This is a genomic window from Mycobacterium sp. OAE908, assembly GCF_017872775.1.
Taxonomy (GTDB): Bacteria; Actinomycetota; Actinomycetes; order Mycobacteriales; family Mycobacteriaceae; genus Mycobacterium.
Genome location: NZ_JAGGJL010000003.1, coordinates 184,512 through 209,403, shown reverse-complemented (window position 1 = coordinate 209,403; position 24,892 = coordinate 184,512). Strand labels below are relative to the sequence as shown.

The 24,892-nt window shown below is 64.1% G+C and carries 23 protein-coding genes and 1 pseudogene; 15 read left to right on the top strand and 9 right to left on the bottom strand.

The features are described from left to right. Window positions 1-15 precede the first annotated feature (15 nt). From J3E61_RS33355 to J3E61_RS33335, 5 genes are all read left to right on the top strand, one after another. Window positions 16-1,038: a VOC family protein gene (locus J3E61_RS33355; protein ID WP_210086913.1), complete on the top strand. Its 1,023-nt coding sequence runs from the start codon at window positions 16-18 to the stop codon at window positions 1,036-1,038. Between the two features lie 4 nt (window positions 1,039-1,042). Further along, complete coding sequence (locus J3E61_RS33350; RefSeq protein ID WP_210086912.1) at window positions 1,043-2,023, top strand: zinc-binding dehydrogenase; 981 nt, start codon at window positions 1,043-1,045, stop codon at window positions 2,021-2,023. Window positions 2,024-2,360: 337 nt separating this feature from the next. Next, window positions 2,361-3,044: a fumarylacetoacetate hydrolase family protein gene (locus tag J3E61_RS33345; RefSeq protein WP_210086997.1), complete on the top strand. Its 684-nt coding sequence runs from the start codon at window positions 2,361-2,363 to the stop codon at window positions 3,042-3,044. Then, on the top strand, window positions 3,041-3,811 hold the full coding sequence (locus tag J3E61_RS33340) for a fumarylacetoacetate hydrolase family protein (RefSeq protein ID WP_210086911.1): 771 nt from the start codon (window positions 3,041-3,043) through the stop codon (window positions 3,809-3,811). The genes J3E61_RS33345 and J3E61_RS33340 overlap by 4 nt, the downstream gene beginning before the upstream one ends. Window positions 3,812-3,863: 52 nt before the next feature. Next, entirely contained in the window at window positions 3,864-4,067 is a 204-nt protein-coding gene (locus J3E61_RS33335; protein WP_192726015.1) for a tautomerase family protein, read from the top strand. 20 nt (window positions 4,068-4,087) lie between these two features. On the opposite strand, the pseudogene J3E61_RS33330 reads toward J3E61_RS33335, so the two are convergent. Continuing rightward, window positions 4,088-5,611: pseudogene (locus J3E61_RS33330) on the bottom strand (AMP-binding protein); the annotation flags it as partial. A gap of 220 nt (window positions 5,612-5,831) precedes the next feature. On the opposite strand from J3E61_RS33330, the gene J3E61_RS33325 reads away from it, so the two are divergent. From J3E61_RS33325 to J3E61_RS33315, 3 genes are all read left to right on the top strand, one after another. Beyond that, a complete protein-coding gene (locus J3E61_RS33325) occupies window positions 5,832-6,884 on the top strand; it encodes an LLM class flavin-dependent oxidoreductase (RefSeq protein WP_192726017.1) in 1,053 nt (350 codons plus the stop codon). A gap of 102 nt (window positions 6,885-6,986) precedes the next feature. Beyond that, a complete protein-coding gene (locus tag J3E61_RS33320) occupies window positions 6,987-8,207 on the top strand; it encodes an acyl-CoA dehydrogenase family protein (RefSeq protein WP_210086910.1) in 1,221 nt (406 codons plus the stop codon). 92 nt (window positions 8,208-8,299) lie between these two features. Further along, window positions 8,300-8,830: a TetR/AcrR family transcriptional regulator gene (locus J3E61_RS33315; RefSeq protein WP_210086909.1), complete on the top strand. Its 531-nt coding sequence runs from the start codon at window positions 8,300-8,302 to the stop codon at window positions 8,828-8,830. 2,660 nt (window positions 8,831-11,490) lie between these two features. Here J3E61_RS33315 and J3E61_RS33310 read toward each other — a convergent pair. The 7 genes from J3E61_RS33310 to J3E61_RS33280 form a co-directional block, all read right to left on the bottom strand. Next, window positions 11,491-11,961, bottom strand: coding sequence for a hypothetical protein (locus J3E61_RS33310; RefSeq protein WP_210086908.1), 471 nt, complete (start codon window positions 11,959-11,961; stop codon window positions 11,491-11,493). Beyond that, window positions 11,936-12,307, bottom strand: coding sequence for a hypothetical protein (locus J3E61_RS33305; protein ID WP_210086907.1), 372 nt, complete (start codon window positions 12,305-12,307; stop codon window positions 11,936-11,938). The genes J3E61_RS33310 and J3E61_RS33305 overlap by 26 nt, the downstream gene beginning before the upstream one ends. Window positions 12,308-12,321: 14 nt before the next feature. Then, complete coding sequence (locus J3E61_RS33300) at window positions 12,322-12,906, bottom strand: flavin reductase family protein (protein WP_210086906.1); 585 nt, start codon at window positions 12,904-12,906, stop codon at window positions 12,322-12,324. Beyond that, on the bottom strand, window positions 12,903-13,736 hold the full coding sequence (locus J3E61_RS33295; protein WP_192726022.1) for a mycofactocin-coupled SDR family oxidoreductase: 834 nt from the start codon (window positions 13,734-13,736) through the stop codon (window positions 12,903-12,905). The genes J3E61_RS33300 and J3E61_RS33295 overlap by 4 nt, the downstream gene beginning before the upstream one ends. Before the next feature lie 17 nt (window positions 13,737-13,753). Then, window positions 13,754-14,500, bottom strand: a complete 747-nt coding sequence (locus tag J3E61_RS33290) for a helix-turn-helix domain-containing protein (RefSeq protein WP_192726023.1) — start codon at window positions 14,498-14,500, stop codon at window positions 13,754-13,756. Then, complete coding sequence (locus tag J3E61_RS33285) at window positions 14,497-15,696, bottom strand: LLM class flavin-dependent oxidoreductase (RefSeq protein WP_210086905.1); 1,200 nt, start codon at window positions 15,694-15,696, stop codon at window positions 14,497-14,499. Before J3E61_RS33285 ends, J3E61_RS33290 begins: the two co-directional genes overlap by 4 nt. 114 nt (window positions 15,697-15,810) lie before the next feature. Beyond that, window positions 15,811-16,413: a TetR family transcriptional regulator gene (locus J3E61_RS33280; protein ID WP_192726025.1), complete on the bottom strand. Its 603-nt coding sequence runs from the start codon at window positions 16,411-16,413 to the stop codon at window positions 15,811-15,813. A 157-nt stretch (window positions 16,414-16,570) separates the two neighbouring features. On the opposite strand from J3E61_RS33280, the gene J3E61_RS33275 reads away from it, so the two are divergent. From J3E61_RS33275 to J3E61_RS33245, 7 genes are all read left to right on the top strand, one after another. Further along, the gene (locus J3E61_RS33275; RefSeq protein ID WP_210086904.1) at window positions 16,571-17,476 is read left to right on the top strand and encodes an acetaldehyde dehydrogenase (acetylating); all 906 of its coding nucleotides are present in this window, start codon (window positions 16,571-16,573) and stop codon (window positions 17,474-17,476) included. After that, window positions 17,473-18,498 carry a 4-hydroxy-2-oxovalerate aldolase gene (dmpG, locus tag J3E61_RS33270; RefSeq protein ID WP_210086903.1) on the top strand — a complete coding sequence of 342 codons (1,026 nt, stop codon included), beginning with the start codon at window positions 17,473-17,475 and terminating at the stop codon, window positions 18,496-18,498. The genes J3E61_RS33275 and dmpG overlap by 4 nt, the downstream gene beginning before the upstream one ends. Then, complete coding sequence (locus J3E61_RS33265; protein ID WP_210086902.1) at window positions 18,495-19,949, top strand: aldehyde dehydrogenase; 1,455 nt, start codon at window positions 18,495-18,497, stop codon at window positions 19,947-19,949. The genes dmpG and J3E61_RS33265 overlap by 4 nt, the downstream gene beginning before the upstream one ends. 94 nt (window positions 19,950-20,043) lie before the next feature. After that, window positions 20,044-21,345 (top strand): LLM class flavin-dependent oxidoreductase, encoded by a 1,302-nt coding sequence (locus J3E61_RS33260; protein ID WP_210086901.1) that lies wholly within the window; start codon window positions 20,044-20,046, stop codon window positions 21,343-21,345. A gap of 35 nt (window positions 21,346-21,380) precedes the next feature. Beyond that, on the top strand, window positions 21,381-22,292 hold the full coding sequence (locus J3E61_RS33255) for an alpha/beta hydrolase fold domain-containing protein (RefSeq protein ID WP_192726030.1): 912 nt from the start codon (window positions 21,381-21,383) through the stop codon (window positions 22,290-22,292). A gap of 6 nt (window positions 22,293-22,298) precedes the next feature. Continuing rightward, window positions 22,299-23,006 carry a nitroreductase family protein gene (locus J3E61_RS33250; RefSeq protein WP_192726031.1) on the top strand — a complete coding sequence of 236 codons (708 nt, stop codon included), beginning with the start codon at window positions 22,299-22,301 and terminating at the stop codon, window positions 23,004-23,006. 46 nt (window positions 23,007-23,052) lie between these two features. Next, entirely contained in the window at window positions 23,053-23,514 is a 462-nt protein-coding gene (locus J3E61_RS33245; protein WP_192726032.1) for an FAD-dependent monooxygenase, read from the top strand. Here J3E61_RS33245 and J3E61_RS33240 read toward each other — a convergent pair. Beyond that, entirely contained in the window at window positions 23,397-24,680 is a 1,284-nt protein-coding gene (locus J3E61_RS33240) for a peptidoglycan-binding protein (protein WP_192726033.1), read from the bottom strand. The two genes, J3E61_RS33245 and J3E61_RS33240, sit on opposite strands and share 118 nt — an antisense overlap. Window positions 24,681-24,892 lie beyond the last annotated feature (212 nt).

The window sequence follows — 24,892 nt, the reverse complement described above, 5'->3', positions numbered from 1 at the left end:
CCGAAAGGCTCTCCGATGACCGCAAACCCGCGCTTCGAGTTGGCTCACATGGCACATGCCGAGCTCTACACCCCCGACCTTGACGGCAGTTTGTGGTTCTTCACCCAGCTTCTCGGCATGCGCGAGACAGGCCGCGATCGCGGCTCGGTCTATCTGCGCTGCTACGAAGATCCCTACCACCACAGCCTCAAGCTCACCGAACGCGACCAGCCCGGTCTTGGCGTCGTCGGATGGCGTGCCACCTCATCTGAAGCCCTTGAACGGCGCGCGGCTGCCCTCGACGCGGCTGGGCTCGGTCACGGCTGGACGAAAGGCGACCTCGGAGTGGGTCGCACATTCGCGTTCCAGAGCCCCGACGGGCACCCGATGGAGCTGGTGTGGGACATCGAGAAGTACACCGCCCCAGACGATCTGCGCAGCCGCATACTTACCCGTAAATCCAAGCGCCCACTGCAGGGATTGCCGCCTCGACGTCTCGATCACATCAATCTGATGGCCTCCGACGTGACGGCCCAGAAGGAACTGTTCGAGCAGACGCTGGGGTTCGAAACTCGCGAACGCGTCATCGACGGAGCCAGCGGCGGCACCGAAATCGGCGCCTGGATGAGTGTCAACGTGCTCGGCCACGAAATGGCGATCATGCGCGATCAGACCGGAGCCAAGGGCAGGCTGCACCACCTCGCATTCTGGTACGGCGTCCCGCAACACAACACCGATGCCGCCGAGCTCTGCCGCGAGTACGGCATCCAGATCGAGGCCGGACCCGACGTACATGGCATCACCCAAGGTGCCTTCCTTTATGTCTTCGAACCCGGCGGGAATCGCATCGAGCTCTTCGGCAATTCCGGCATTCTGCAATTTGAGCCCGACTACGAGACGGTCACGTGGGACCTTGCCGACTTCGACACCGGCCTAGCCATTGGCGGCGCCGCCCTACCGGCAGAGACCTACTTCGTCTACGGCACACCGGCACTCGACAACCAGGCCAAGCTGCTCGACGGCTGGAAAGACCGTGCCCTCGTCCCCACCGCACGGTAATCGGATGGCTTCGCGTTCCATCGTCTGGACAGATGCGGGGATCGTCAGCGTTGAAACCACTGAAATACCTGAACCCGGCCCCGCACAGGTGCTCATCGACGTCGCATACTCTGTGGTCAGCCCGGGAACCGAAAGGGAATGGCTGGGCAGCGACCAGTCCCACGTTGTGCTGGGTACAACGTTCCCGTTCGTGCCCGGTTACAGCCTGGCCGGCACGGTGAACTCGGTGGGTGCAGGCGTGACCCGGTTTCGACCCGGAGATCGAGTTGTGGGCTCTCCGCTCTTTGGTGCTCACGCATCCCACACGCTGGTCGCAGAGGACCTCACGTTCGAGATTCCCGACGGCGTCTCATTGCGGCAGGCGGTCTATTTCAACCTGGGACGCAGTGCCGCACATACCTTGTGGCTGTCGGGCGTTCGTCTGGGAGACTCGATCACCATCGTCGGCCAGGGGCCGATCGGGACGCTGGCGACGCAGATCGCCGCAAGCTATGGCGCCCATCCCATCATTGCAGTCGAACTCGACGAGAACCGTCGAAGTAGAGCGCTTTCCGCCGGCGCCACGTGTGCAGTGGCCCCGGCAAGCCCCGAGTTCGCCGAGATCATGGCCTCTATTGGCGGATCGCAATACGCAGTGGATCTCTCGGGCTCGCCCAACGGCCTTGCAACCGCCATCCACGCGACTGCGCCACTAGGCACCGTCGTTCTATCCACGGGCATGAACGTCGACCTGACCATCCCCTACGGTGAGGTCTTCCTCAAGGGCCTGACCCTGGTAGGCGCCTTCGTCAACGCACGCACGGAGCGCTCCGCTGCCGACATCGCCACCTTCCTCGATCTGGTGCACCGTGGATCAGTCCACGTGCCAGATGGATCAGACGAGACCTTCGCACCGGAGCAGGCCGCCGAGGTGTATAGACGCGTCCTCGTCGGCGACCGCACTTTGACTGCTCCCGTTTTCGACTGGACGTGCAGCACCAGTTGAGAATACGCACGGTGTTACTGCGCTGTACCGCCCGAGTAGCCGATGATGTGTTGAACATCATTGCACCGCTGCATATTCGGTGCGATCCGTGCGGCAGGATTCATCGGCTCGGCGGCGAGCAGGGGTGCCTTCGGGACTGCGGCGATGCGTCTCGTTCCGCTGAGGGAAACGCGTGCCCTGACTTAGCCAGAATCCTGCGCGACGATAACCGCGACCTCAACTAGGAGAATAGATTGTGGACCCGACAGATGCGCGCGCCAAGGCTCAAGCGCTCTACGACGCTCGCCAGACCCGAACAGCGATAGCGCCGTTCACCGACGCCGAACCGGACCTCCGCATGAGCGACGGATACGCCGTACAAAAGGAACTCGTCGATCTCCTTATCGCAGAAGGGGATTCCATCGTCGGCTATAAAGTTGGCCTGACGTCGGAGCCAATGCAGCGCATGATCGGCGTCAGCTCGCCCGACTACGGCCCGGTCATGGCGTCCACGCTGTACCGCGACGGCGACACAGTGTCGCTCAGCCGGCTCATCGCCCCCAGGGTCGAAGGTGAGATCGTGTTTGTCCTCGGCGAGCGGCTGGCCGGCCCCGGCGTCACCCTCACTCAGGCCAGGGCCGCGATCGCCGGCGCGGTGGCAGGCATCGAGATCGTCGACTCGCGGATCGCCGATTGGCGAGTCCAGCTCGCCGACACCGTAGCCGACCTGGCCTCGAACGGGGCGGCCGCGGTGTCGAGCAGGATCGTCGCGTTGCGCGACACCGAGGCCAGACTGATCGGCATGTCGCTGACCCGCAATGGTGAGTTGATCGATACCGGGGCGGGCGCCGCGGCGCTCGGCGATCCCGTGGCAGTGGTTGCATGGCTCGCAAACGTGCTGGGGGCGAACGGAATCGCCCTCGAGGCCGGACACCTGGTGATGACCGGCGCACTTCACGCGGCGGTCCCGATGGCCCCCGGCGACGTTTTCCGGGCCGAGTTCGACCGGCTGGGGCCGGTCACCTTGGCGGTGTCGGAATGACCACACAGACCAACGTCCGTGAGTTGGCAGCTCGGCTGACCAAGGCGGCCGCAGACCGCACGTCGATTACACGCCTCACCGATGACCATCCTGAACTGGACCTCGCGACCGCCTACCGGGTTCAAGACGAATTGCGTTGCGGGGCAGGGCCGATCGTCGGCTGGAAGCTCGGTGTGACCTCGCGGGCCAAACAGGCTCAGGTAGGTGTGGACTCCCCTGTCTACGGGTTCCTCGCGGCTACGGCGATGCTTGATGTGGGTGAGCCGCTGGACACCTCCCGACACATCCAGCCGCGTTGCGAGCCCGAGATCGTCTTCGTTCTGGGTCGTGACCTGGCAGGTGAGCACGTCAGCGCCGTCGACGTGCTCGCAGCGAGTGCTGGGGTGGCTGTCGGCATCGAAGTGCTCGATTCCCGGTACGCAGGCTACGACTTCACCATGGCCGACGTCGTCGCCGACAACACTTCGGCAGCCAGATTCGTGGTCGGTGCGCCAGTCCCTCCGACTGGAATCGACCTGCGACTGGTCGGGGTCGTTCTGGAGAAAAACGGCAAGGTCGCCGCGACCGCCTCGGGCGCGGCGTCGCTCGGGCACCCCGCTGCCGCCACCGCGTGGTTGGTCCGGCAGCTCGCTGCAGCGGGCGGCGGCTTGCGCGCCGGCGACGTCGTGCTCTCCGGCGGGCTCACCGCGGCTGTTCCAGTGGCGCCGGGCGACGTGGTGGTGGCGTCGGTGGACCGCTTGGGCTCAGTCGAACTGGGTTGCCGATAGCCGTCGCAACGGCCGCGTACATCAGGTTGGAAATCATGGAGAGGACGACGACATGCCGCTCATTCAAGTGACCCTGGCCAAGGGCCGCACACCCGAACAACTCGACGCGCTGGGCAAGACCCTCACCGCCGCCGCCGTGCAGGCGATCGGCGCCCGCCGCGAGTCGATCAGGGTCGTACTCACCGAGTGTGAACCCGAGCACTGGTTCGCCGGCGGAGAATCGCTCGCTGCGCTACGCGCCTCCGGGCAGCGCTGAAACGGCGCCGCGGCGCTCAATCAATCTGGCGCACGTCGCGTTTCGCAATGCGCCGCACGCAGTGCCTTTTTGTCGATCTTTCCGACCGATGTCTTCGGCAGCTCATCGGTCAGATGAATCACCTTGGGCGCGTAGTGTGGCCCCTTGCGTCGCCGAACAAGGGCGATCAGGTCGTCGACGTCGACACCGCTGACGCGTGGCACGACGTAGGCCGTGACCTGCTCTCCCCACTTCGGGTGCGGCACACCGATTACCGCCGCCGATACAACCGCCGGGTGGCTGGTCAGGACATCCTCGACTTCCTTCGGGTAGACATTGAACCCGCCCGAGATGACGAGATCTTTGAGTCGATCCACGACGTAGTAGAAGCCGTCGGCGTCGCGGTAGCCGACGTCCCCCGTGTGCAACCAACCGCCGGCCAACGCCTGTTCGGTGAGCGCAGGTTGCTTCCAGTAGCCGGACATGACCGCCGCTGAGCGCGTGCAGATCTCGCCGATTTCTCCATCGGGCACCGGTTCTCCGGCGTCGTCCAGCACGGCGCAGACGAAGCCGACCGCAGGGCGTCCGCAGGAGCCCTTCAGCCGCTCCAGCGCGGCACCGTCCTGCTCGTGCTGGCGCAATGTCATCATCACCCCGCCGCTTTCAGTCTGCGCATAGCCCTGAAGTAACACCGGACCCAACCGCTTCCGCGCCTCGACCACGCGGGCGGGTGCCATTGGCGCCGCGCCGTAGGCCAGCGTCTCCAGGCTCGACAGGTCGTAGGTCGCCGTTTCCAGGTGGCGGAGCAGTTCGTAGAGCATCGTCGGGACGGCGAGCGTGTAATTCACGCGGTGCTCGTCGATCGCCGAGGCGTACGCCGCGGGTGAGAACGACTCCTGCAGGATCACGGTGCCGCCCCGCACGAGAGTCGGCAGCAGCGGCAACACTGCCGCATGGGTGATCGGTGAGGCCGCCAGATAGCGCGGATAGTGGGGCATCCCGGCGGAGGCCAGCCATGACTGCACCTGCTGGACCATTGCCCGCTGCGACAGCATGACGCCCTTCGGCACGCCGGTCGTGCCGCCGGTGTATTGCAGCCATGCGATGTCCTCGGCTTCGACACCGTGTCCAGTCAGGGGCGCGGGTTCAAGCCGTTCGATCAGGCTGGTGAGATCTCGGCCGACAGACGCAGGCCCGAGGGTGAACAGGTGCTCCGCGGCGCTGCAGCGGCTGATGAGCTCTGCGCCAGTCTCGGCGTGGGAAGGACTCACCACCAGGACCGTCGCCTCGGAATCCTCGATGACGTGCACGTGATCGTCGCGCGAACCTAGGGCGTGCAACCCGGTGAACCGGGCTCCCATCAGATAGCACGCCGCCTGCAGGAGCCAAATCTCGGGTGAGTTAGGACCGAGTGCTACGACCCCGCCTCCCCTGCCGACACCGTGGTCGGCCAGCGCTCGGATCAGTCGCCCGGTCACGTCCGCGGCATGCGAGTAGGTCATCTGTCGCTCGCCGGCAACGAAGGCGACCCGGTCGCCGTGGCGTTGAAGCGCCTCCGCGATCACGTCGGCGTAGGTGCAGTCCTGCCGAGCATGACCATTCACCGATGCGCCTCCTCATGTCGTGTTCGGTTCCGGACGCCGCGCCCCATCTGACGTCCCAAGACAATGAAAACCCCAAGTTTGACCACGAGTCAAGAAATTTCTTGACTCGTGGTCTAATTCTGGGCAATGCTCGATCGGACGAGGTCGCCAAGGCGGCGAAATCCGGGACGAGGAGGTCCTCTTGAAGTTCGGAGTCATCTACGACTTGCGGAATCCGCCGCGCGAGGATTGGTATCAACCGTGGCCGGAGTTCTACGGCGCGGCCTTCGAACACATGCAAGAGGTCGAAGGGCTCGGCTATCACTCCATCAGCCTGGCCGAACACCACGGGGATCCGGACGGCTTCAACCCCGGCCTGCCGGTGACGCTGACCGCCGCGGTCCACCACACGAACAGCATCCGAATCGGGACCAACATCATCCAGATGCCCTTCTACCACCCGGTGATGCTGGCCGAGCAACTCGCGGTGATCGACATCTTGTCGGGCGGACGGCTGGACGTCGGCCTCGGTCAGGGCGGTCAGACGTTCGACATGGAATTCGCCATGTTCGGGGTGAACCCCCGGTTACGACCCAGCCTCCTTGAGGAGGGTATCGACATCATGCAGCGGTGCTGGCGCGATCCGGAGCCGTTCGATTTCCACGGTAAGCGGTGGGATCTCGAGGGCGTCTGGCTGAACCCTAAGCCGCTGCAAACTCCGCTGCCGCTATGGGTAGTCGCGGCGTTTTCCGAGAAGGCCATGGATCGGGTGGCCAGTCGTGGACTCGACGTGGGTGCGGTTGGCGGAATGATCCTGAACCTCACCCCTGGCAGCGAGGTGTGGCAGAACTGGTTGTCGAGTTGGCGCGAGTGTTGCGTTCGCAACGGGCGCGACCCGAACTACGCGCGGATCAACACCTTCGGAACGTGCTTCGTCACCGACGATCCGGAGCGGGCGTGGGCGAAACACCGGGAGGGCCTGTTCCACAGCTTCAACTATCGGCGCCAGGGCATTCACCCCTACAGCGAGGTGTTCATGGACGCAGTCCCCCAGACGCCGGAAGAGATGCCGGGGTGGGAGCGGGTGTTTCAGACCCCGGAGCAGGCCATCGCGGAGTTGCGCGGCACCTACTCCGAGGGCGCACCCAGTGAGCTGCATCTGGTGGCGACGAAGGCCGGCATGAGTTTCGCCGAGTCCGCGGAGTACCTGCGTAACTTCGCCGAGCAGGTGATGCCAGCGGTTCAGGATCTCTAGCGTGATCAGATCCCACTGCCGGAGTCCAGGCGGGCTGCGAAAACGCCCGCCTATTCACGCACACCAGGTTGCAGCATCGAGCCTAGCCAGGGAGAACCAAACGTGGGCATCGACCAGCATGAAGTGCAGTCTTTTCTCGACGGCGGACACAGCCTGCCCTGGGCGCTCGACTCGGATCACTGTGATTGGCAAGCGGTGGTGCGGACATTCGCGCGCGAGGTCGTCGAGCCCGGTGCTGCCCAGCGCGCGGCCGAACGTACCTTCGACCCGGACCTGTGTCGTGAAGCCGGCAAGCTCGGCGTCTTCGGGCTTCTGGCGCCCTCCGAATATGGCGGCTCGAATGCTGACCTGCGGACGCTGTGCGTCACCGTCGAGGAGGCAGCCGCCGTGGACGTCTCGTTCGCGGCGACGATCCACGTACAAGCGATGAGCGTCGCCCTGCTGGCCCATCTCGCCGCCGATCGGCCGGACCTTCTAGCCGAGGTTATGCCGGAAGCAGCCCGAGGTGACGCGTTCATCGCCTTTGGGTTGACCGAGTCGTCCGGTGGATCGGACACGCGCAACCTGCACACCCAGGCCTGGCGCGACGGCTCCGACTGGATCATCTCAGGATCGAAGGAGTTCATCAGCAACTCCGGAACGCCCTTCTCCCGGTACGTGATCGTTTTCGCGGTCACCGGCGAGAACCCGGACGGACGTAACGAGATCTCCACGTTCCTGGTCCCCCTCGACGCGAAAGGCGTTACCGTCGGCAGCGACTACGACAAACTGGGGTGGCGGTCCGCCGACACCCACCCGGTCTACCTCGACGAGGTCCGAGTCCCAGAATTGGCGGCGCTGGGTCGACCAGGACAGGGGCTGCGCGCCGCGTTGTCGTTCGTCACCTGGGCCCGGATAGCCATCGCGGCGGTCGGAACCGGCGTGACGCGAGGCTGTCTTCGCCACGCACTCGAACTCGTCGGACACCGCGAGGTGTTCGGTCGGCCGCTGACCGACTTCCAGAACACCGGCTTTCGGCTGGCCGACCTCGTCTCACTCGCCTCCGTGGCTCGCCTGCTGACCTACGACGCGGCGTGGAAACGTGATCGCGGCCTGCCGATCGAGCGAGAGGCGGCGACCGCCAAACTCGTCTCCTCGGAGGCGGCCAACGAAGCCGCGGCGATCGCGACACAGCTGGGCGGCGCACGGGGCGTCGTGGGCGGCGGCATTGCCGCACGCGCCCATCAGGACGCGCGGATCCTCACCGTGGTCGAAGGCACCTCCGAGATACAGCGACTATTGATCGCCCGTTCGCTCGGGCTGACATCCCGCGACGGGAGCTGATCTTTGCCGGGACAAGCCCCATGACGAGGTCAGGAGCGACTTCAAAGGGCAACGACAAGCATCGGCGGCTGATTGAAGCAGGGATTGAGCTGATGGAGGAACAGCCCTATGCCGAGATCACCGTCGCGATGGTCGCCGAGAAGGCAGGGGTGGCGCGCAGCCTCGTCTTCTACTACTTCACCGATAAGGAGGCGTTGTTCCGTACCGTCGTGCGCGACTTCCTCGACCGGGTGCGCCAGCTGTTCGAGGTGAACGATCTGTCGGACGTGGCAGCTCCGACGGTGTGGCTGCGCCGTGAGGTGGACATCTTTCTCGACTTCATGACAGCTCATCCGCAGGCCATGGCGACCATTGTGAGTCAGGGGTGGCAGGTAGAGCCAGACAGCGCGGGCTCCACGATGATGGACTTCACCGCGGGCCGCGTGCAGCAGGCATTCGGCTTGCCTGCCCAGGACGAGCTGCTGGACGCCGCCTTGCACAGCTGGGCCTATCACTGCGTGGACCTCGCGATCCGAACGCAGAAGTCGTCCCTGCAGTCGGAGCGAGCAGTCATCGCCGCCCTCCTAGTCGACCAACTCGAGGCCGTCTTCACCACCCTCCACGCCGCCGAGCGAGCTAGTTGACGAGTTCCTAAGAATTTTTGACTATGAGTCAAAAAAGTCTTGACTCACGGTCAAATTCTGTGTCATCGTCAAGGACAGGCCGCGTAGCGGCGGTGAACCCTGGACAAGGAGGTCCAAGTGAAGTTTGCAGTGTTTCAGGGTCGCTATACGCTCCCGAGGTTCGGACACTCTTCGGCGAACGGTCCGAACTCGACAGGAATCATTGGAAGATCACGGCCGCGCGGGTGCGACGTGAGCGCCGCGCAAGCACTGGCGACCGTTGCGGGCCCCGACACCGCTGCCCAGCGCCGCGTGTGTCAGAGCTCCGTTACCGCTGGCGACGGCGTACGGCTGGCTTACACCGATCATGGCGACGCCGCTGCGCGGTGCACCGTTACTTTCCTGCGCGGGCTTTGCCTGTCCCGAGGGTCGCGGACGCGCCACATCTCCTATCTGGCCCGCCGTTACAGCGGTGCGGTGCGAGTCGTCAGTTATGACCACCGCGGCCACGGGACGCCGAGCCGTCCTTGGCCAGCGCGATGCGCCGCCCGAACGGCAGAAGCAAACCTGCGTGAAAAGCTTGGTTGGGAAACGGAAAGAGGACGCCGTTCGCCGTGCGATCACGATCTGCGCGTGTGCCGATATTGGGCTGCGTCGCGTGTGGGTGTACACGGTATTGAGCCGCAGGTGTGGCTATGCAGGCTGCGACACTGACCAAGCCGCTCACCTTTGACGGATTGGTGAGTCGGTCATCGTGCGACGAACGCCAGCAAGCAGACGAGGCGTCGATCGGAAACTGGCTTTGAGCACTCTGGGGACAGTCGTGTAGCTGAGGGCATCCGCAGCGCGACGGAGTGCGACGACCGATCAGCAGCAGTCGATCGACGGCGGGTATCAACCTGACGGCCGGATCGGCAATACACATCACTTTGAAAGGAAATGTAAACGGTGACAACGAATATAGCGCTAAAGATGAGCTCCAGTCGGCACGGTCATGAGTTTCGAGATTTCGCGGCGTCTATTGGCGGCGGGCTTTCGTCGGCACTCGGTGCGGGCCGGCGAGGGGATCCCCTAGACGATGTAAGGCTATAGCGATGTGGATCCTCATCAGAAGTGACGGTCAACGGCTGGCAAACATCCGGTCGGAGGAAGATGCTCGCCGTGCCGCCCACACTCTGGGCATGACGCAGATGCGCGGCCCCTATTCCTGGGATGTGGTCGATCACGTTGGGCATCGCTTCGTTGTCGAGATCAGGCACCGACCAGATAGCAGTCAGTCATGATTGTCGGACGCAATCCGCGCCTTCCAGTGATCGGCGATACCGTTCTGTCGCGAATGAGTTATCGACGCGGCAGCGGAATCATCGTTGACACTGACGCGATTAGATACAAGGTCTACTGGCGCGACGGCAGGGACACCCTGTGCTGGCACACACGCGGTGAATTAGCCGTTCCACGAATCGATTACGGGCGGCGATGGCCGTGACGATCTGCGTAGCGCGCTGCGCTCGGTAGAAGCCTTGGGAATGTTTGGAGGGCAGCAAGATGGGATTCTCGATAGGCGACGAGGTCCGCGAGGGTACTCGCGTCGGCACTGTGACTGACGTGGGAACAGTGCTCGTTCAAGTGAGGACAAGCATGGGCACTTCGCGGATGGTATGTCCGTGGGAACTGGTCAGAGTGCCGCCTACACATGAGGGACCCGCGACCCGCCACCCCCACGCGGTGAGCTAGAGGCGAAGCGGTCCTTGATGTGAGGCACGAACAAGAAACCAACCTGGCATGGGCGCTCATCGATGTTGCTAGACCACACATGAGTATCGGTGAATGCAATTACGCCTTCGTCGCGGTCGGCGCCGGCGACGCGTTTGCGGCGATTCGCCAACTCCTCAAACTGGTTGCTGCGAGGCGCATCCCGCTTAGGCCGCATCTAGTACAGTCGTGCACGACATGGCTCGACGCGTATGTGTTTCATGAGGAATACGACCATCTCCGCGGTCTCATCGAAGGCTTCTTGATGCCGCAAACGATCCAGGCCTCTGTAGCGATCAGGCGACTGTCGACGTCGTCAAGATATCGTCCCCTGGCTCGCCGGCAGGTGAGGCAGGGAGCGGCGTCCGGTTCGGTCCAATAGGCGAAGTGCTCAGTGGGTCTATATACGACGCTGCAACTGATACGGGGTCGATAACACCTCAGTGGCGCAAGTGGAGAAGTTGGCGCCCGCGATGCTGTAAGTGTGAGCGAACGACCGTGGCGGCTGAGTGGATCGAATCCTGAAAGCGCAAGGCTCACAAGGAACATCCGACTACCAGCGGTTTCAGATCTTCGCAAAAATGACACGAGCGTGAGACGGTCCAGATGTCATTGAACCGCCTGGATTTGATGCCGGCTTCATGGTTGAGGCGCCGCGGGCTGGGACGCATCAAACTGGGAACGGCTCAGTGGCCCCATCCGACGGTCAACGCCAGGGTCCACGCGCAACGCACGTGATTGCACCGCGTTCATCGAACTACGCCATTCTCACGCGCAGACAGATCGAGGTCATCGAGCTGATTTGCGCACGCCGACACGAACAAGTAAATCGGCGCGCGAATTATCTTGTCAGAAGGGACGGTGAAATCTCGCGTGCATGCGATTCTGCGCAAGGTCAAGGCAGCTAACAGGGGCGCAGCCGTATTTCACTACATCCGCACGTCGGGCGACTCATGACGGCGCTCCAATGCCAACTGGTCGGCACCGTCGGGGCCTGGTCGCACCTGAACGGGAACCAAAACCACGCCATCGGCGATGCCGAGGGAACGAATGTCGCAGAGCAGGCCGGCCAGACCCGTCGGGGTACCAACGTAGTGCAGTGTGCTGCTGAGATTCGCGCGAGCCCGAGAATCGATTCCGTCGTATGTGCGCAGGGCCTCACCAGCGTCGTCGTCCAGGATGACGTCGATATCGATGAGCACCGCTTGCGGTCCCGGCACGGTTTCGCGGTATCGTGCCGACTTCCTCGCGGCGTCGCGCAGATCGCTGGCGCGGATGCGTCTGAAACGACTCTCGTCGCAGATTCGACTTTCAGTGACGTCGCCGGTCGGCCCAAACCACACGGTGGCGGGCGCCGCGCCCTGTACCGTCGAGCTACGGATGTTTGCGTCGATGGTCATCGTCGTCCCCCTTCGATTGCCGATCTGACGAGACTTCCGTGTCGATATGCGCGCGAACTGCGCCGCCTTGGTCGACCCAGCCGTGGGAGCGGGCGTAGGCGATCATGTCGTCGAAAGCCGTTCGCCAGTCCGCATTTCGGGCACTTTCACCAGCCAGGGTGCGTAGGGCATCGACTCGGATGTACGCGTGGTGATCGTCGTCGAGACGCCCCCATGCGGCGAGGGCGGCGCGCAGCCGGTCCATATCTGGTTCACCGGTGACCCGAATCGACAGTTCGCCGAGGTTCTCTCGGTCGCGAAGCTGAACGGCCGCCGGGGTGGCGGCCATGTCGACGTGCAAGTACACGGTGGACTCCGCTTTCAGGTTCGTCGAAGGCGTTGTGGGGAAGCTTGTTCGAGATGCCAGTCCAGCGTTCGCCGGAAGTAGACCATAGGGGCGCTGGCGCCGATTTCCACGAACTCGACGTCGCCGATCACGATTGTGTGATCGTGATGCTCAAACGAGGCGCTGCGGCGACACCGCAGGTAACCCAGCGCCGAATGCAACTGGGGCACACCGCGATCCCAGCCCCAGCTCAAGGTGGTGAACTTGTCGTCAGAGCTTCCGGCGAGTGCCACGGCCACATCGGTCTGTTCACGTCCGAGCAGGTGGACGCCGAACGTGTCGGTCCTAAGCAGAGGATCGCGGGTGCGTGACGTGTGCGCCAATGACACCAGAATCGATGGTGGTCGATCCGAGTAGGAGCTGATGGACGTTGCGAGCATTCCGCGCGCCATACCGTCTTCACTCACGGTGATCGCCGCCACGCCTGCCACGAGTTCGCTCATTGCCGAACGGAACTGGTGCATTGCCTCGGCTGCCCCATCGACGAAGGAGTGATCGCCGTCGGCGGACACGGCAGCCGAGGACGGGGTTTCCTCTCTGGCACAGGACAATTCGGTCACTTCACGGAATATCCGGCGTCGACTGGCATGGCGACCCCGGTGATGTAGCGGCCCTCGTCAGAAGCGAGGAAGAGAACAGCGTTGGTTACGTCGTCGGCCACGAGGTAGGGGACGGGAAGAGCGTTCAATGCTTGGAAAACCGGCAAGACATCCGCCTCGGTCGGATCGTCGAGGTCCGGACGGAACAGCTTGTAGCTGACCGGGTTCAGCACCATCGGGGTCGCCACCGTGGTGGGGTTGATCGTGTTGACGCGAATGCTGTACTCGGCAAGCTCGAGCGCCAGGGTCCGCATCAGACCGGTGAGACCGGCTTTCGCGGCGCCGTAGGCCGCCATGTTGGGCACAGACTTCAGGCCGATGGACGAACTCATGATGACGATCGCGCCCCCGCCGCGGTCGACCAGGTGTGGAATTGCCGGCCGGATGGTGTGGAAGGCGCCGGTGAGGTTGGTGTCGATGACCGCGGCCCAGTTGTCCGGGGTGATGTGCGCGGCAGGTCCCGGAAGTCCCGAGATTCCCGCGTTCGCCACGACCACGTCCAGCCCGCCGAATTCTCGGGCGCCGCGGTCGACGAGGTCGGCTACCGCGTCGGCATCTCGGACGTCCGCCACGGTGGCGACTATTCGCCGGTCGAACTTCTCGACTAGCCGAACGGTCTCGGCGAGATCCTCCGGGCTTGCCGCGGGGGTTCCTTGTGCCGGCACCGGTCCGGCCACGTCGAACGCGATGATGTCCGCGCCCTCCGCCGCCAGCCGGACAGCCTGGTTTCGGCCCTGACCGCGTGCGGCGCCGGAGACGAGGGCGACCTTATTGGCGAAACGTTCTGTCAATGTCTTCCTCCCTGCGGTCACGTCAGTTGACGAGTGGCTTCGGCTGCGGCCGATTGGACTGCGTGGACCGCTCGTCCGTGCCAGATGTCATGGGTCCTGGCCGTGACGGAGAGCGCAGCTATGGGCCGTCGGTTTCGGTCGAAGACTGGGGCGGCGACGCAGCTGATCCCGACTGCGCACTCCTCGTCGTCTCGGGCGAACCCGGACCGCCGCACGGCCTCGAGCTGACCGAGGAACAGCCCGGGAACGACAACGGTTCTGGGTGATCTCCTGTGCAGTCCCCGCGTCAGTACCGCGCGGACGGAGTCTGATGGCGTGTGCGCGAGGACCGCCTTACCGACCGCCGTGCAATGGGCGGGTAGCCGACCGCCCACACGTGACGCAATCGGCGGTTCACCGGGTGCGGCGAGTTTCTCGAGGTAGACGATGTCGGTCGCGTCGAGGACGGCGAGGTGCACCGTCAGCCCGGTGCTCTTCTGGAGTCGACGCAGGACCGGGCCCACTGTCGGCCCGATGCGGTGGTGCTGGGGGACGAGTTGCCCCAGTTCGAATAACCGCATCCCGAGTCGATAGCCGTCGTGATGACGTTCGACGAGTCCCCATCCCGCAAGTTGATTCAGCAGCCGGTAGGCGGTTGGTTTCGGCATGCGGGTTCGGGCGTGGATCTCCGCGAGGGTCAGTGCACCGTCGCCGGCCTCGAATGCGTCCAGCAATCCGACAGCGCGCCCGAGCACGGTGTTCGGATCGGGTGCAGGCCCGGTCACAGTGAACTCACGATCGGGAGGTCGATCCCGTCCAGTTGCTGCTTACGCCATGCCTGATGTTCCGCCTCGCGCTCGCGGAACTCGGGAATTACTTCGGTCGCCCAGATCTCGAGTGATTCCATCTGGTGCTCGTGCTGCGTCCACCCGAACTGTTGGCTGAGGAGTAGACCGTCGGCGTGCGTCGCCTCGATCTGCCGGGCGAACTCGCGAGCGCGTTCCGGTCCGCACATCATCGTTCCGGGGAGGTCGGCGAAGTTGTTGCCCAGTTCAATCAAATAGGACGGCAAGCCGGAGTCTGGACGGATATCGCCGCGACCCGCTTTGAAATCCTGGAATGAATTCCAGAGGTGGTGAGAGGGGTCGCCGATGCGGGCCATGGCGCCGCCGGTGAGTCCGAAGCCGTAGTACTCGAGGCCTTCGCGGGCGCGCTCGACGGCCAGTGCGTCGGTCGGCGCCAGCAGTCCCAGGGTGAAAGTGAAGACGGCGGGGTTGATTCCCCTGCCCATCGGCGTCACGGCGCCCGATCGCAATGTGTCCCAATACAACTGGACCTCCTTGGCGACGGCCTCGGGCCCCGCCAGGGTCAGCATGAGCTGTCCTAGTCCGCGTGCCGCGACCCCTGGTGCCATATTCGGCACCGCGGTCGACGTCCACAGGGGTGGATGGGGTGACTGGAAAGATTTCGGTACAACGTTTCCCGCCGGGAATCGGAAGAACTCGTTGTCTACACCCGGCCACACGCCGGTCGAACAGAGCACGTCGATCGAGATCTGTGCGGAGGCGTCGGATCGCTCCTGCTTGCGGGAGATGTCGCCTTTGAGCCAGTGTCCGATTTCAGAAGTCGTGCCTGGGCCGAACCCGAATTCGACACGGCCGCCCGAGAGTTGGTCCAGCGTGGCAATGCGCTCTGCGGTGCGGATGGGGTCGTTGTGCGAGGCGTGCACGATCCCGGTGGCGATCCGGATCCGGCTGGTCGACTCGGCGAGCGCGCCGAGGATCACCTCGGTGGCCGAGTTGTGGGCGTACTCGGGCATGAAGTGGTGTTCGCCGAGGAATGCGTAGTCGAAACCGAGGCTATCCGCGAACCGGATCTGTTCGAGCATGTCGGTCAGGACCTTGCGCTCCTGTCCGGGCTCCCAGTCGTCCCGGCCGGGCGCCTTGGGCACCATCGGGTTGTAGAAGACGCCGAACTTCACTGGGACCTCCTCGTCCACGAGCCCGCCGACGCTAGCGGCCTGTCTCTAGAGGACGATGACACAGAATTTGACCGCGAGTCAAGAACTTTTTGACTCGCGGTCAAACTTAGCGGTTCAAACCGCTCGCTCAGCGGTGTCGAGGGTGCGCAACACCGCTTCCAGTTGATCGACGAGTAGGGCGGCGATGACTGCTCGCTCCGACTGCAGGGACGACTTCTGCGTTCGGATCGCGAGGTCCACGCAGTGATAGGCCCAGCTGTGCAAGGCGGCATCCATGAGCTCGTCCTGCGGAGGAAGGCCGAAAGCTTGCTGCACGCGGCCCGCAGTGAAGTCCATCATCGTGGACCCTGTGTCGTCCGGCACAATTTCCCACCCCTGACTCATGATGGTCGCCATGGCCTGGGGGTGATCAGTCATGAAGTCGAGGAAGATGTCCACCTCGCGGCGCAGCCACACCTTCGGATCCGCCACATCGGAGAGATCGTTCACCTCGAAGAGCCGGCGGACCCGGTCGAGGAAGTCGTGGACGACGCTGCGGAAGAGCGCCTCCTTGTCCTCGAAGTAGTAGAAGACAAGGCTTCGAGCCATTCCTGCCTTCTCGGCGACCAGGGCGACGGTGATGTCGGCGTAGGGCAGGTCTTCCATCAGCTCAAGCCCCGCCTCTACCAATCGCCGGCGCTTGTCGTCCGCCTTCGAACTCGCTACCGCCCTCGTCATGAGGTCAGGTTATTGCTTCGTTCGAGAATCCGGCAGCAGCCGCGCTGACTACGCCGAACGCGGGGTCGTACGGCGAAAAGTGGCTGGTTGCTTATCGCGTTTCGCTGACAGATACGGCGCGCTAGGAGCGTCCGCACCTGGCAGCGACACTCGTGCCATGAAGACAGGCAAGGTACCGGCGGCCATCGTCGGGCCGGGCAACATCGGGACGGATCTGCTGGCCAAGCTGCAGCGAAGCGGCTCACTGGAGGTGCGGTACGTCGTCGGAGTCGTGGAGTCGGAGGGCTTGGCGCGAGCGCGGGCGCAGGGTATCGACGCGAGTGCGGAAGGGGTCGACTGGTTGCTGCGGCAGGACCCGCTGCCCGAGATCGTGTTCGAGGCGACGTCGGCAAAGGCACACCAGGACAACGCCCCTCGCTACGCCGAGGCGAGCATTCAGGCGGTGGATCTCACCCCCGCACACCTAGGACCCATGGTGTGCCCGCCGGTCAACCTATCCGACCACATCGCTGCACCGAACGTCTCAATGATCACCTGCGGCGGGCAGGCCACCATCCCGATGGTCCGCGCCGTCTCCCGTGTTACTCCGGTGCCGTACGCCGAGATCGTCGCCTCGGTGGCGTCGCGAAGCGCGGGTCCTGGCACCCGAGCAAATATCGACGAGTTCACCGAGATCACCGGGCAAGCGGTCGCCGATGTCGGCGGCGCGGAGCGGGGTAAAGCGATCATCATCCTCAACCCGGTGGAGCCGCCAATGATCATGCGGGACACCGTGTTCTGCATGATCGCCGCCGAAGCGGACAGAGCGGCGATTGCGGCCTCGGTTCACGAAATGGTGGCCGACGTTCAGCAGTACGTGCCGGGGTACACGCTGCGAGCCGAACCCCAGTTCGACGAGCCGCGCCAGTCCTGGGGAGGGCACGCTCGCGTGGCGCTGCTGCTCGAGGTGAAGGGCAACGGCGACTACCTGCCGCCCTACGCCGGCAATCTGGACATCATGACCGCCGCGGCCGCCCGTGTGGGCGAGTTGATGGCGAGGGTGAAGTTGGAGAAGGCCGCATGAGGCCGGACCTGAGCCGTGACGTGCGCATCGTGGACACGACCTTGCGCGACGGCAGTCACGCCGTGGCCCATCAGTTCGCCGAGACCGAGATTCGCGACACCGTACGAGCGCTCGACGCCGCGGGGGTCGAGGTCATCGAGGTGGCGCATGGGGACGGGCTGGGTGGGTCCTCGTTCAACTACGGGTTCTCTCACACCGATGAACTCAACTTGATCGCTGCTGCCCGCGAGGAGGCCACCCAGGCCAAGATCGCCGTGCTGCTGGTACCGGGAATCGGAACCGTGAAGCACCTCAAGCGCGCCCGCGACGCCGGTGCCGACATGGTGCGCATCGCGACACACTGCACCGAGGCAGATGTCTCGCCTCAGCACTTCGCAGCGGCGCGGGACCTGGGCATGGAGACTGCGGGATTTCTGATGATGGCGCACCGGTCGTCGCCAGAAGATCTCGCCAAGCAGGCACGGATCATGGTCGACGCGGGCTGCCAGGTCCCTTACGTCACGGACTCGGCAGGCGCACTTCTGATGCACGAGGCGAAAGCCCGCTTCGAAGCACTGCTGGCCGAAGTCGGCGACGAGGCGTGGGTCGGCTATCACGGGCATCAGAACCTCAGCTTCGGTGTCGCCAACTCGGTGATCGCTCATGAGGTTGGAGTCCGCTACATCGACGGATCCCTGTGCGCGCTCGGCGCCGGCGCGGGCAACTCGCCGACCGAGGTGTTGGCTGCGGTGTTCGACCGTCTCGGGGTGGACACCGGACTGGATGTCATGGGTCTCCTGCACGCAGCTGAGGACGTCGTGAGGCCGTACCTGAACCGCTGGCCGAGTATGGACCGCAACGCCATCGTGCAGGGCTGGGTCGGCGTCTACTCATCCTTCCTGCTGCACGCCGAGACTGCGGCAGAACGCTACAAGGTGCCTGCCCACGAAATCCTCAGGCGCTGTGGTGATCTGGGTCTGGTAGGCGGCCAGGAAGACATGATCATCGACGTCGCCGTAGAGCTGGCGGAGACGCGCTCATGATCACGGCTGGACACGTCATCGACGGCGAAGAGCGCGAATCTGTGGACGGCGGCCGGTTCGCCTCCGTGGACCCATGGACTCAACAGCCCTGGGCCGAGGTCGCCCTGGGCGGTACCGGCGATGCGGACCTTGCCGTAACGGCGGCCCGCCGCGCGTTCGACGAAGGCCCCTGGCCGCGAATGGGCCACGCCCAGCGTGGCGCACTGCTGCATCGGCTCGCCGATCTGATCGACGAGCACGGTGAGGAACTCGCCCTCGCAGACTCTCACGACATGGGAAAGCCGGTCGCCGATGCCAGGGGCAAGGACGTGCCGCGCACCGCACAGAACTTCCGGTTCTTCGCCGACCACGCCCGGCTCGCCGCATCGGATGCCTATCCGAGCGACACCGGACACCACGCCTACGCGCGCTTCGAGCCCGCGGGAGTGGTCGCTGCGATCGCGCCCTGGAACTTCCCCATGATGCTGGAGTCCTGGAAGGTCGCACCGGCACTCGCCTGGGGCAATACCGTCGTGCTCAAGCCCGCCGAGGACGCCCCCATCAGCGGGACGATCCTGGCACGCCTCGCCCTGGAGGCCGGGATCCCGGCAGGCGTTTTCAACGTAGTGCACGGATACGGGCCCGGTTCGGCCGGCGAGGCTTTGACCACCGACCCGCGTGTGGATCGGATCACGTTCACCGGCGAGTCCGGCACCGGGCGGGCTATCACCGCCGCTGCTGCGCGAAACCTCACCCCGGTCAGCCTCGAAATGGGTGGTAAGGGTGCCAACCTCGTCTTCGCCGACGCCGACTTGGACACGGCGGTGGAGTGGTCGGTTCGCGCGATCTTCACCAATGCTGGGCAGGTCTGCCTGGCTGGTTCGCGGCTCTACGTCGAGCGCAGCGTAATCGATGAATTCACAACACGATTCGTCGCCGCTGCAGAGCACCTGGTACTCGGCGACCCGCGCGACGCTGCGACCCAGGTGGGGCCGCTCGCATCGGAGGAACACTGGCGCAAGGTCTGCGGCTACCTCGACGACCCTGGCGGGACGGTGGTCACCGGTGGGCGAGGTGCCGGCTGGACAGTACGGCCCACTGTGGTCACCGACGTCCCGGCCGACAGTCGACTGCAGCGGGAGGAGATCTTCGGCCCCGTCGTGACGGTCACGGCGTTCGACTCCGAGGCCGAAGCGGTCCGACTGGCCAACGACTCCCCCTACGGCCTCAATGCGATGGTGTTCACCGACAACCTCTCGCGCGCGCACCGCGTCTCGGCGGCCCTGCGGGCGGGCACGGTCTGGACGAACTGCTTCTTCGTCCGCGATCTACGCGCACCTTTCGGCGGCATGGGCGATTCGGGGTGGGGTCGTGAGGGCGGCAACTTCTCCCGCGAATTCTTCACCGAACCCAAGACCGTCGTTATGGCCATCCGCCAGGCCGCCGGCCCGGCCATGACAGGCACCCCATAACCCGGCGGCCCGCGTCGGCACCGGTCCGCGGAGCGCACATCCATAGATCGCATCCAGCCTTCCGGCTCGGAAGTCACCTTCGGAAAGGACCCCAATGATCGAGTTCTCATGCATACACAACGGCGGGACCGACCTGCCGATTGCCAGAGCCGATGAGGCGGGTGACGTGACGTATGCGGTGGGCGACTTGGCTGCTGGTCACCGCGCCGCCCAGCGAACGGTTATGCAGCAAGTGGAGCAGGCGGTCCTCGCAGAGGAACTCGGGTTCCACTACTACTTCATGACCGAGCATCATTTTCAGCCAGAGGGCGCCGAGTTCTCTCCTGCCCCCATCGTCGTGGGTGCCGCAATCGCCATGCGCACCAAACGGATCCGAATCGGTCAGATGGCAAACATCCTTGCTCGACACCACCCGATCGCCCTCGCCGAGCAAGCCGCGATGCTCGACGTGTTAAGCGGGGGACGGCTGGAGTTCGGCGTCGGAAAAGGCGGCGGGCCGCGCGAGACCGAGGTTTTCGGGCAGGTATACGGCTCCTCTGACCTTGATCCGGACCGCGCTCAGGCCTATTTCGACGAGGCACTGGAAATCATCATGAAAGCCTGGACCGAGGACTCGTTCTCCTACCACGGTGACTTCTACGCGATCCCACCGAAGTGGAATCGGTGGGAATCTGAGATCACCCGCGCCTACTTCTCGCAGCCGGATGTTGCCAAAGACGTCTCCGACATTGTGGAGTCACGCAACGGCAAGCGCTACGTGCGCGAATTATCGGTGTATCCACACCCACTTCAACAACCGCATCCGCAGGTGTGGATGACCGGGCTGAGCGCGAACTCCGCGCGCGAAGCCGCGCGGCGCGGCTTCAATCTCTGCCACCTGGGTGCGGGCCCCGATCAGGTGCGTCAAGTGCTTGAGACCTACCACGGTGCGGCCGAGGCGGCCGGCTGGCCCGACCGCAACTCGCACGGCCCAGTGAAGTTCGGCTGGGACTCACACGCTAAGCGCGGCGTTGCCTTCCTCAGGTGGATCCACATCGGCGACGTCTCCCCAGAGCAGCGAAACGGGCTGTTCCACTTCCCGAACTATGTAGCGACCTCGCTGATCGACGGTATCCACCTGCCCCACGGTGTGCAGCTCACCGGGTCGCTGTTCGAGCAGATGGGGGTGACGCTGCACGGCAGCAAGGAACGCATCATCGACGGGCTGATGACCGACTTTCAGGTGGGCGGATTCGAGGACTATCACGTCTTCCCGGTCTTCGAGGCCGCCGGTATGACCGGCAAGGAGGCAGAAGACCAGATGCACATGTTCGCCGAGGAGGTGATGCCCGTGCTCCAAGCCGAGTGCGGCGGGTCGCCCGCCAGTCCCGCACTCATCGAACCTGAGCTGACCTGACCCCGACCGAAGCCTGACAAGAAATGGTGATCGCTGTGCCGAGTTCCGAATCTGAAGCGCTCCGAAAGTATTTCGAGGACAAGCGACAACTCTTCGCCGATAATCCTGACGTGTCCTTCGCTGTTAGGCGCGCCCTGATCGAGGACATCCACGAGTGCACCGCCGAACCCACCGACGTCACTTACGCCGAGGTCGAGATCGATTCCCGGGACGGACTGTGGTGCCTGCCGCGAGCCGCCCGGCCGGACAAGGTCATCCTGTATCTGCACGGTGGCGGCTTCGCCCTGCAGAGCATTCACAGCCACCGCAAATTAGCCGGTCATCTCGCTAAGGCTGCGAGAAGCCGGGTGGCGCTGATCGATTACCGTCGCACTCCAGAGCATGTCTTCCCGAGCCAGATCGAAGACACGATCACTGGATACGACTGGCTCCTTGGACAGGGCTATGCCGGTCGTGACATAGCGATCTGCGGTGACTCAGCGGGCGGAGGGCTCGCGGTGATGGCATCGGTGTGGCTTCGCGACTCGCTGCGTGAGCTGCCCGCCGCCGTATGCGCGTTCTCGCCGTGGGTTGATCTGGAATGTGCTGGTGAATCAATGCGGACCAATGCGCATCTGGACGCCTTCATTACCCGCGAACTCGCCGAGCAGCTCACCGCGTTGTATTTGGGCCCTACTGGCTCGCCCACAGACCCGAAGGCCAACGTTTTTCACGCCGACCTCGACGGTTTGCCGCCCACCTTCGTGGCGGTGGGTGGACACGAGGCATTACTCTCCGACGCTGAGCGGCTCGCAGAGCGCCTCATGAATGCGGGGGTCGACGTCTCATTCGATGTCTGGCCGGCACAGCAACACGTGCACGCCTTCATGGCCGGCCGCGCCGCAGAAGCCGACGACGTGATCAACGCGGCTGCGGCGTGGATCGGAAACCATTGGAACGCAGGGTAGTTCTCGATGACCGAGAATGTCGTTAGTCAATGGAGTGGGCTGGACCGGGCTGCCGTGCTGGAAGGCATCCTGGGCGAACGGCACAGCTGTCGAGCGTTCCTGCCCCACGAGCTCGCCCCGGACACGGTGCGCCGTCTCCTGACGATGGCGCAAAGGTCCGCCTCCTGGTGCAACTCCCAAGCCTGGCAGGTCATCGTCACCAGCGGGGAAGGCACCGAGCGCTTCAGGAACGCGCTTCACCATGCTGCCCGCACGCGACCGATGAAGACCGATGTCCCAGAGCCCAGCGAGTATGTCGGCGTGTACCAGGAACGGCGGCGCGCCGCGGGCTTCGCACTCTACGAGGCCGCCGGCATCCGACGCGATGACCATGCGCGCCGCGCTGAGCAGATGCTGGAAAATTTCCGACTGTTCGGGGCCCCCCACTTGGCCGTCATTACCTCGGATAGCCGACTTGGGCCGTACGGGCTCGTCGACTGTGGAGCGTACGTCTCGACGTTTCTAGCCGCGGCGCAGAGTTTAGGTGTGGCGACGATCGCCCAGGCCGCCATCGCGATGCAGTCAGACGTCGTGCGCGAACACTTTTCGGTTCCTAGCGAACGAGATATTGTGTGCGGCATAAGTTTTGGGCTGGCTGACACTGCGCATCCCGTCAACAGTTTCCGGACTGAGCGCGCTGACATCGATGACGTCGTCGAGTGGGTCACGGCGTAACATTTGCGGCGGCGAGGAGCTCACCACGCTAGGTGCAGCGCTGGCGATGCTTTCCGAGCATGTCTATCCCGAGACTGTGCAAGTGCTGCGCCATGTCATCTATACCCATGGCGCTAAGCAGGCCGAGCGCTGGAGGGTCGAACGAGTGCTGTTGTGCGGGGACGCAGCACATCTCATGCCGCCCATGGCCGGCCAAGGCCTCAATTCCGGTATCCGGGATGTCACCAACCTGACGTGGAAGGTAGCCGCCGTTGTTAGAGACGCTGTTGGACACTTACGAAATCGAGCGGCGCCGCCACGTCGAGAAGATGACCCAGTTGGCTGTCATTTTCGGCCGGTTATGGATGATGAGGTCGCAAACGGGCGCGAGCTGCGTGGCCGGGATGTGGATCAGGCGCCGATCAGGCCCGCGGGTGCAACGCCTGGAGTCGCGAATCCGGGGCTGACTGCGTTGAATTCGTCGGTGAGCGTATTGCGGATCTCGTCGGTCCTGGCTGCCACGTTGTGATAATCGAAGCGGTTGGCTGTCCGCATCCAGACCGCTGCCTGCCGGTTGAGGTCCGCCGACGAACCGAACATCAAGAAATTGCTCATGTAACCGTTGTCGCGGTAGGCAATGCTGGGGTTTGCCCCGAGCGTTGCGAAGTTGATCGTCGAGCGAAAAAGCTGGCCCGCCAGCAATGTCGCCGTAAGTTCCGCAATCGCTGCAGGGCGGGTGATCACGCCGCTGGCGAGCATCGCTTGGGCGTGGTTACCCACGAGGTCTTGATAGACCTTCCAGGCGAGGTGGCGGCAGCCGACCTCCTCGATGAAGGTTGCGCGGGTAAAGGTCGTCGGCTCGCCCCCGGCCCCGGCGGCGTTGGCCTTGCCGACGTCGACGTAGTCGGTAGGTGTGATCGGTTCGGCGTTCAATGCTTTTGCGATTACGCGGTTGCGGACATGGTTGAGCTCGTGGGTAAGGGACAACATCGCACCCACATGGCGTTCGCCGCCGGGGACGGCGCGATCGAGGTACCCATCTTGATAGATAATGAAGCCGCGCATCCACCCGGCCTGATCGAATCTTCTGGTCTCGGCGTTGGCGCCGGAGGCGGGTATATCGGGCGTCGCAGCGAGTAGTCGCGCCGCGATCTGATCGACCAACAAGTGCTCTGCTACCGGAATGTGCGGCTTGAGGTCATCCGCCCGGGAGGCGCGAACAATGCCCGCAAGATTCTGATTGGTGAGCTCCTGAAGCGCAAAGAGTGCCGTCTGACCGGCCCATGGCAGTGCCGCAAGACCAGTCAATTCATCGAGCAGACCAGCAACCGTGAAATCGATGCGCTGGGTGGCCACGAAGGGAGCGAACACGCCCAGACTCATTGCGCCCGGCGGGAACTCGTCATCGAGCGCCTTCGATGTCCTCGGGCCGACGATGCCGTCCGACGGATAGATGCCGCGGTCGAACTTGAAGCGCGAGACGGCTTGCGCGGTACGGTTGCCGTAAGCGCCGTCAACTTCGTCATCGAAGCTCAGCAGGTAACCCAAATCGACGAGAGCGCGCTGCACGCGCTTTACTGCGTCGTGGTCGGTCTCGGGTAACGCACCATTGCTGGGCGGCATTGTTCGCGTCCCGTTGAGGCATTGCTCGATCGTCACGCTCCCCTGGAAGCGCGGTGAGTTCAGCACGGCCATGGAATGCCTCCTCGCTCGATGGCTTCAATTACACAGTGGGGCTGGACAGTTCGACCCGCGCCATGGCTTGCGATGGTTGGTGGTGGTGCAGTGTGTAGCAGTACGCAGCCGAATTGGGCGCTGGTGCAACAACACTGCGTGCATCGGTAGGAAGCGCGGCGCGCTGGCGGCGACCGGCTCTCTGATTAGCCGAGGCGCGACAGGGCTGGCCG

Bases quoted from the DNA above. Each gene is read 5' to 3' on its own strand.
- J3E61_RS33355 (WP_210086913.1), top strand. From the start codon at position 16: ATGACCGCAAACCCGCGCTTCGAGTTGGCTCACATGGCACATGCCGAG.
- J3E61_RS33350 (WP_210086912.1), top strand. From the start codon at position 1,043: ATGGCTTCGCGTTCCATCGTCTGGACAGATGCGGGGATCGTCAGCGTT.
- J3E61_RS33345 (WP_210086997.1), top strand. From the start codon at position 2,361: ATGAGCGACGGATACGCCGTACAAAAGGAACTCGTCGATCTCCTTATC.
- J3E61_RS33340 (WP_210086911.1), top strand. From the start codon at position 3,041: ATGACCACACAGACCAACGTCCGTGAGTTGGCAGCTCGGCTGACCAAG.
- J3E61_RS33335 (WP_192726015.1), top strand. From the start codon at position 3,864: ATGCCGCTCATTCAAGTGACCCTGGCCAAGGGCCGCACACCCGAACAA.
- J3E61_RS33315 (WP_210086909.1), top strand. From the start codon at position 8,300: ATGGAGGAACAGCCCTATGCCGAGATCACCGTCGCGATGGTCGCCGAG.
- J3E61_RS33310 (WP_210086908.1), bottom strand. From the start codon at position 11,961: ATGACCATCGACGCAAACATCCGTAGCTCGACGGTACAGGGCGCGGCG.
- J3E61_RS33280 (WP_192726025.1), bottom strand. From the start codon at position 16,413: ATGACGAGGGCGGTAGCGAGTTCGAAGGCGGACGACAAGCGCCGGCGA.
- J3E61_RS33275 (WP_210086904.1), top strand. From the start codon at position 16,571: ATGAAGACAGGCAAGGTACCGGCGGCCATCGTCGGGCCGGGCAACATC.
- dmpG (WP_210086903.1), top strand. From the start codon at position 17,473: ATGAGGCCGGACCTGAGCCGTGACGTGCGCATCGTGGACACGACCTTG.
- J3E61_RS33265 (WP_210086902.1), top strand. From the start codon at position 18,495: ATGATCACGGCTGGACACGTCATCGACGGCGAAGAGCGCGAATCTGTG.
- J3E61_RS33260 (WP_210086901.1), top strand. From the start codon at position 20,044: ATGATCGAGTTCTCATGCATACACAACGGCGGGACCGACCTGCCGATT.
- J3E61_RS33250 (WP_192726031.1), top strand. From the start codon at position 22,299: ATGACCGAGAATGTCGTTAGTCAATGGAGTGGGCTGGACCGGGCTGCC.
- J3E61_RS33245 (WP_192726032.1), top strand. From the start codon at position 23,053: ATGCTTTCCGAGCATGTCTATCCCGAGACTGTGCAAGTGCTGCGCCAT.
- J3E61_RS33240 (WP_192726033.1), bottom strand. From the start codon at position 24,680: ATGGCCGTGCTGAACTCACCGCGCTTCCAGGGGAGCGTGACGATCGAG.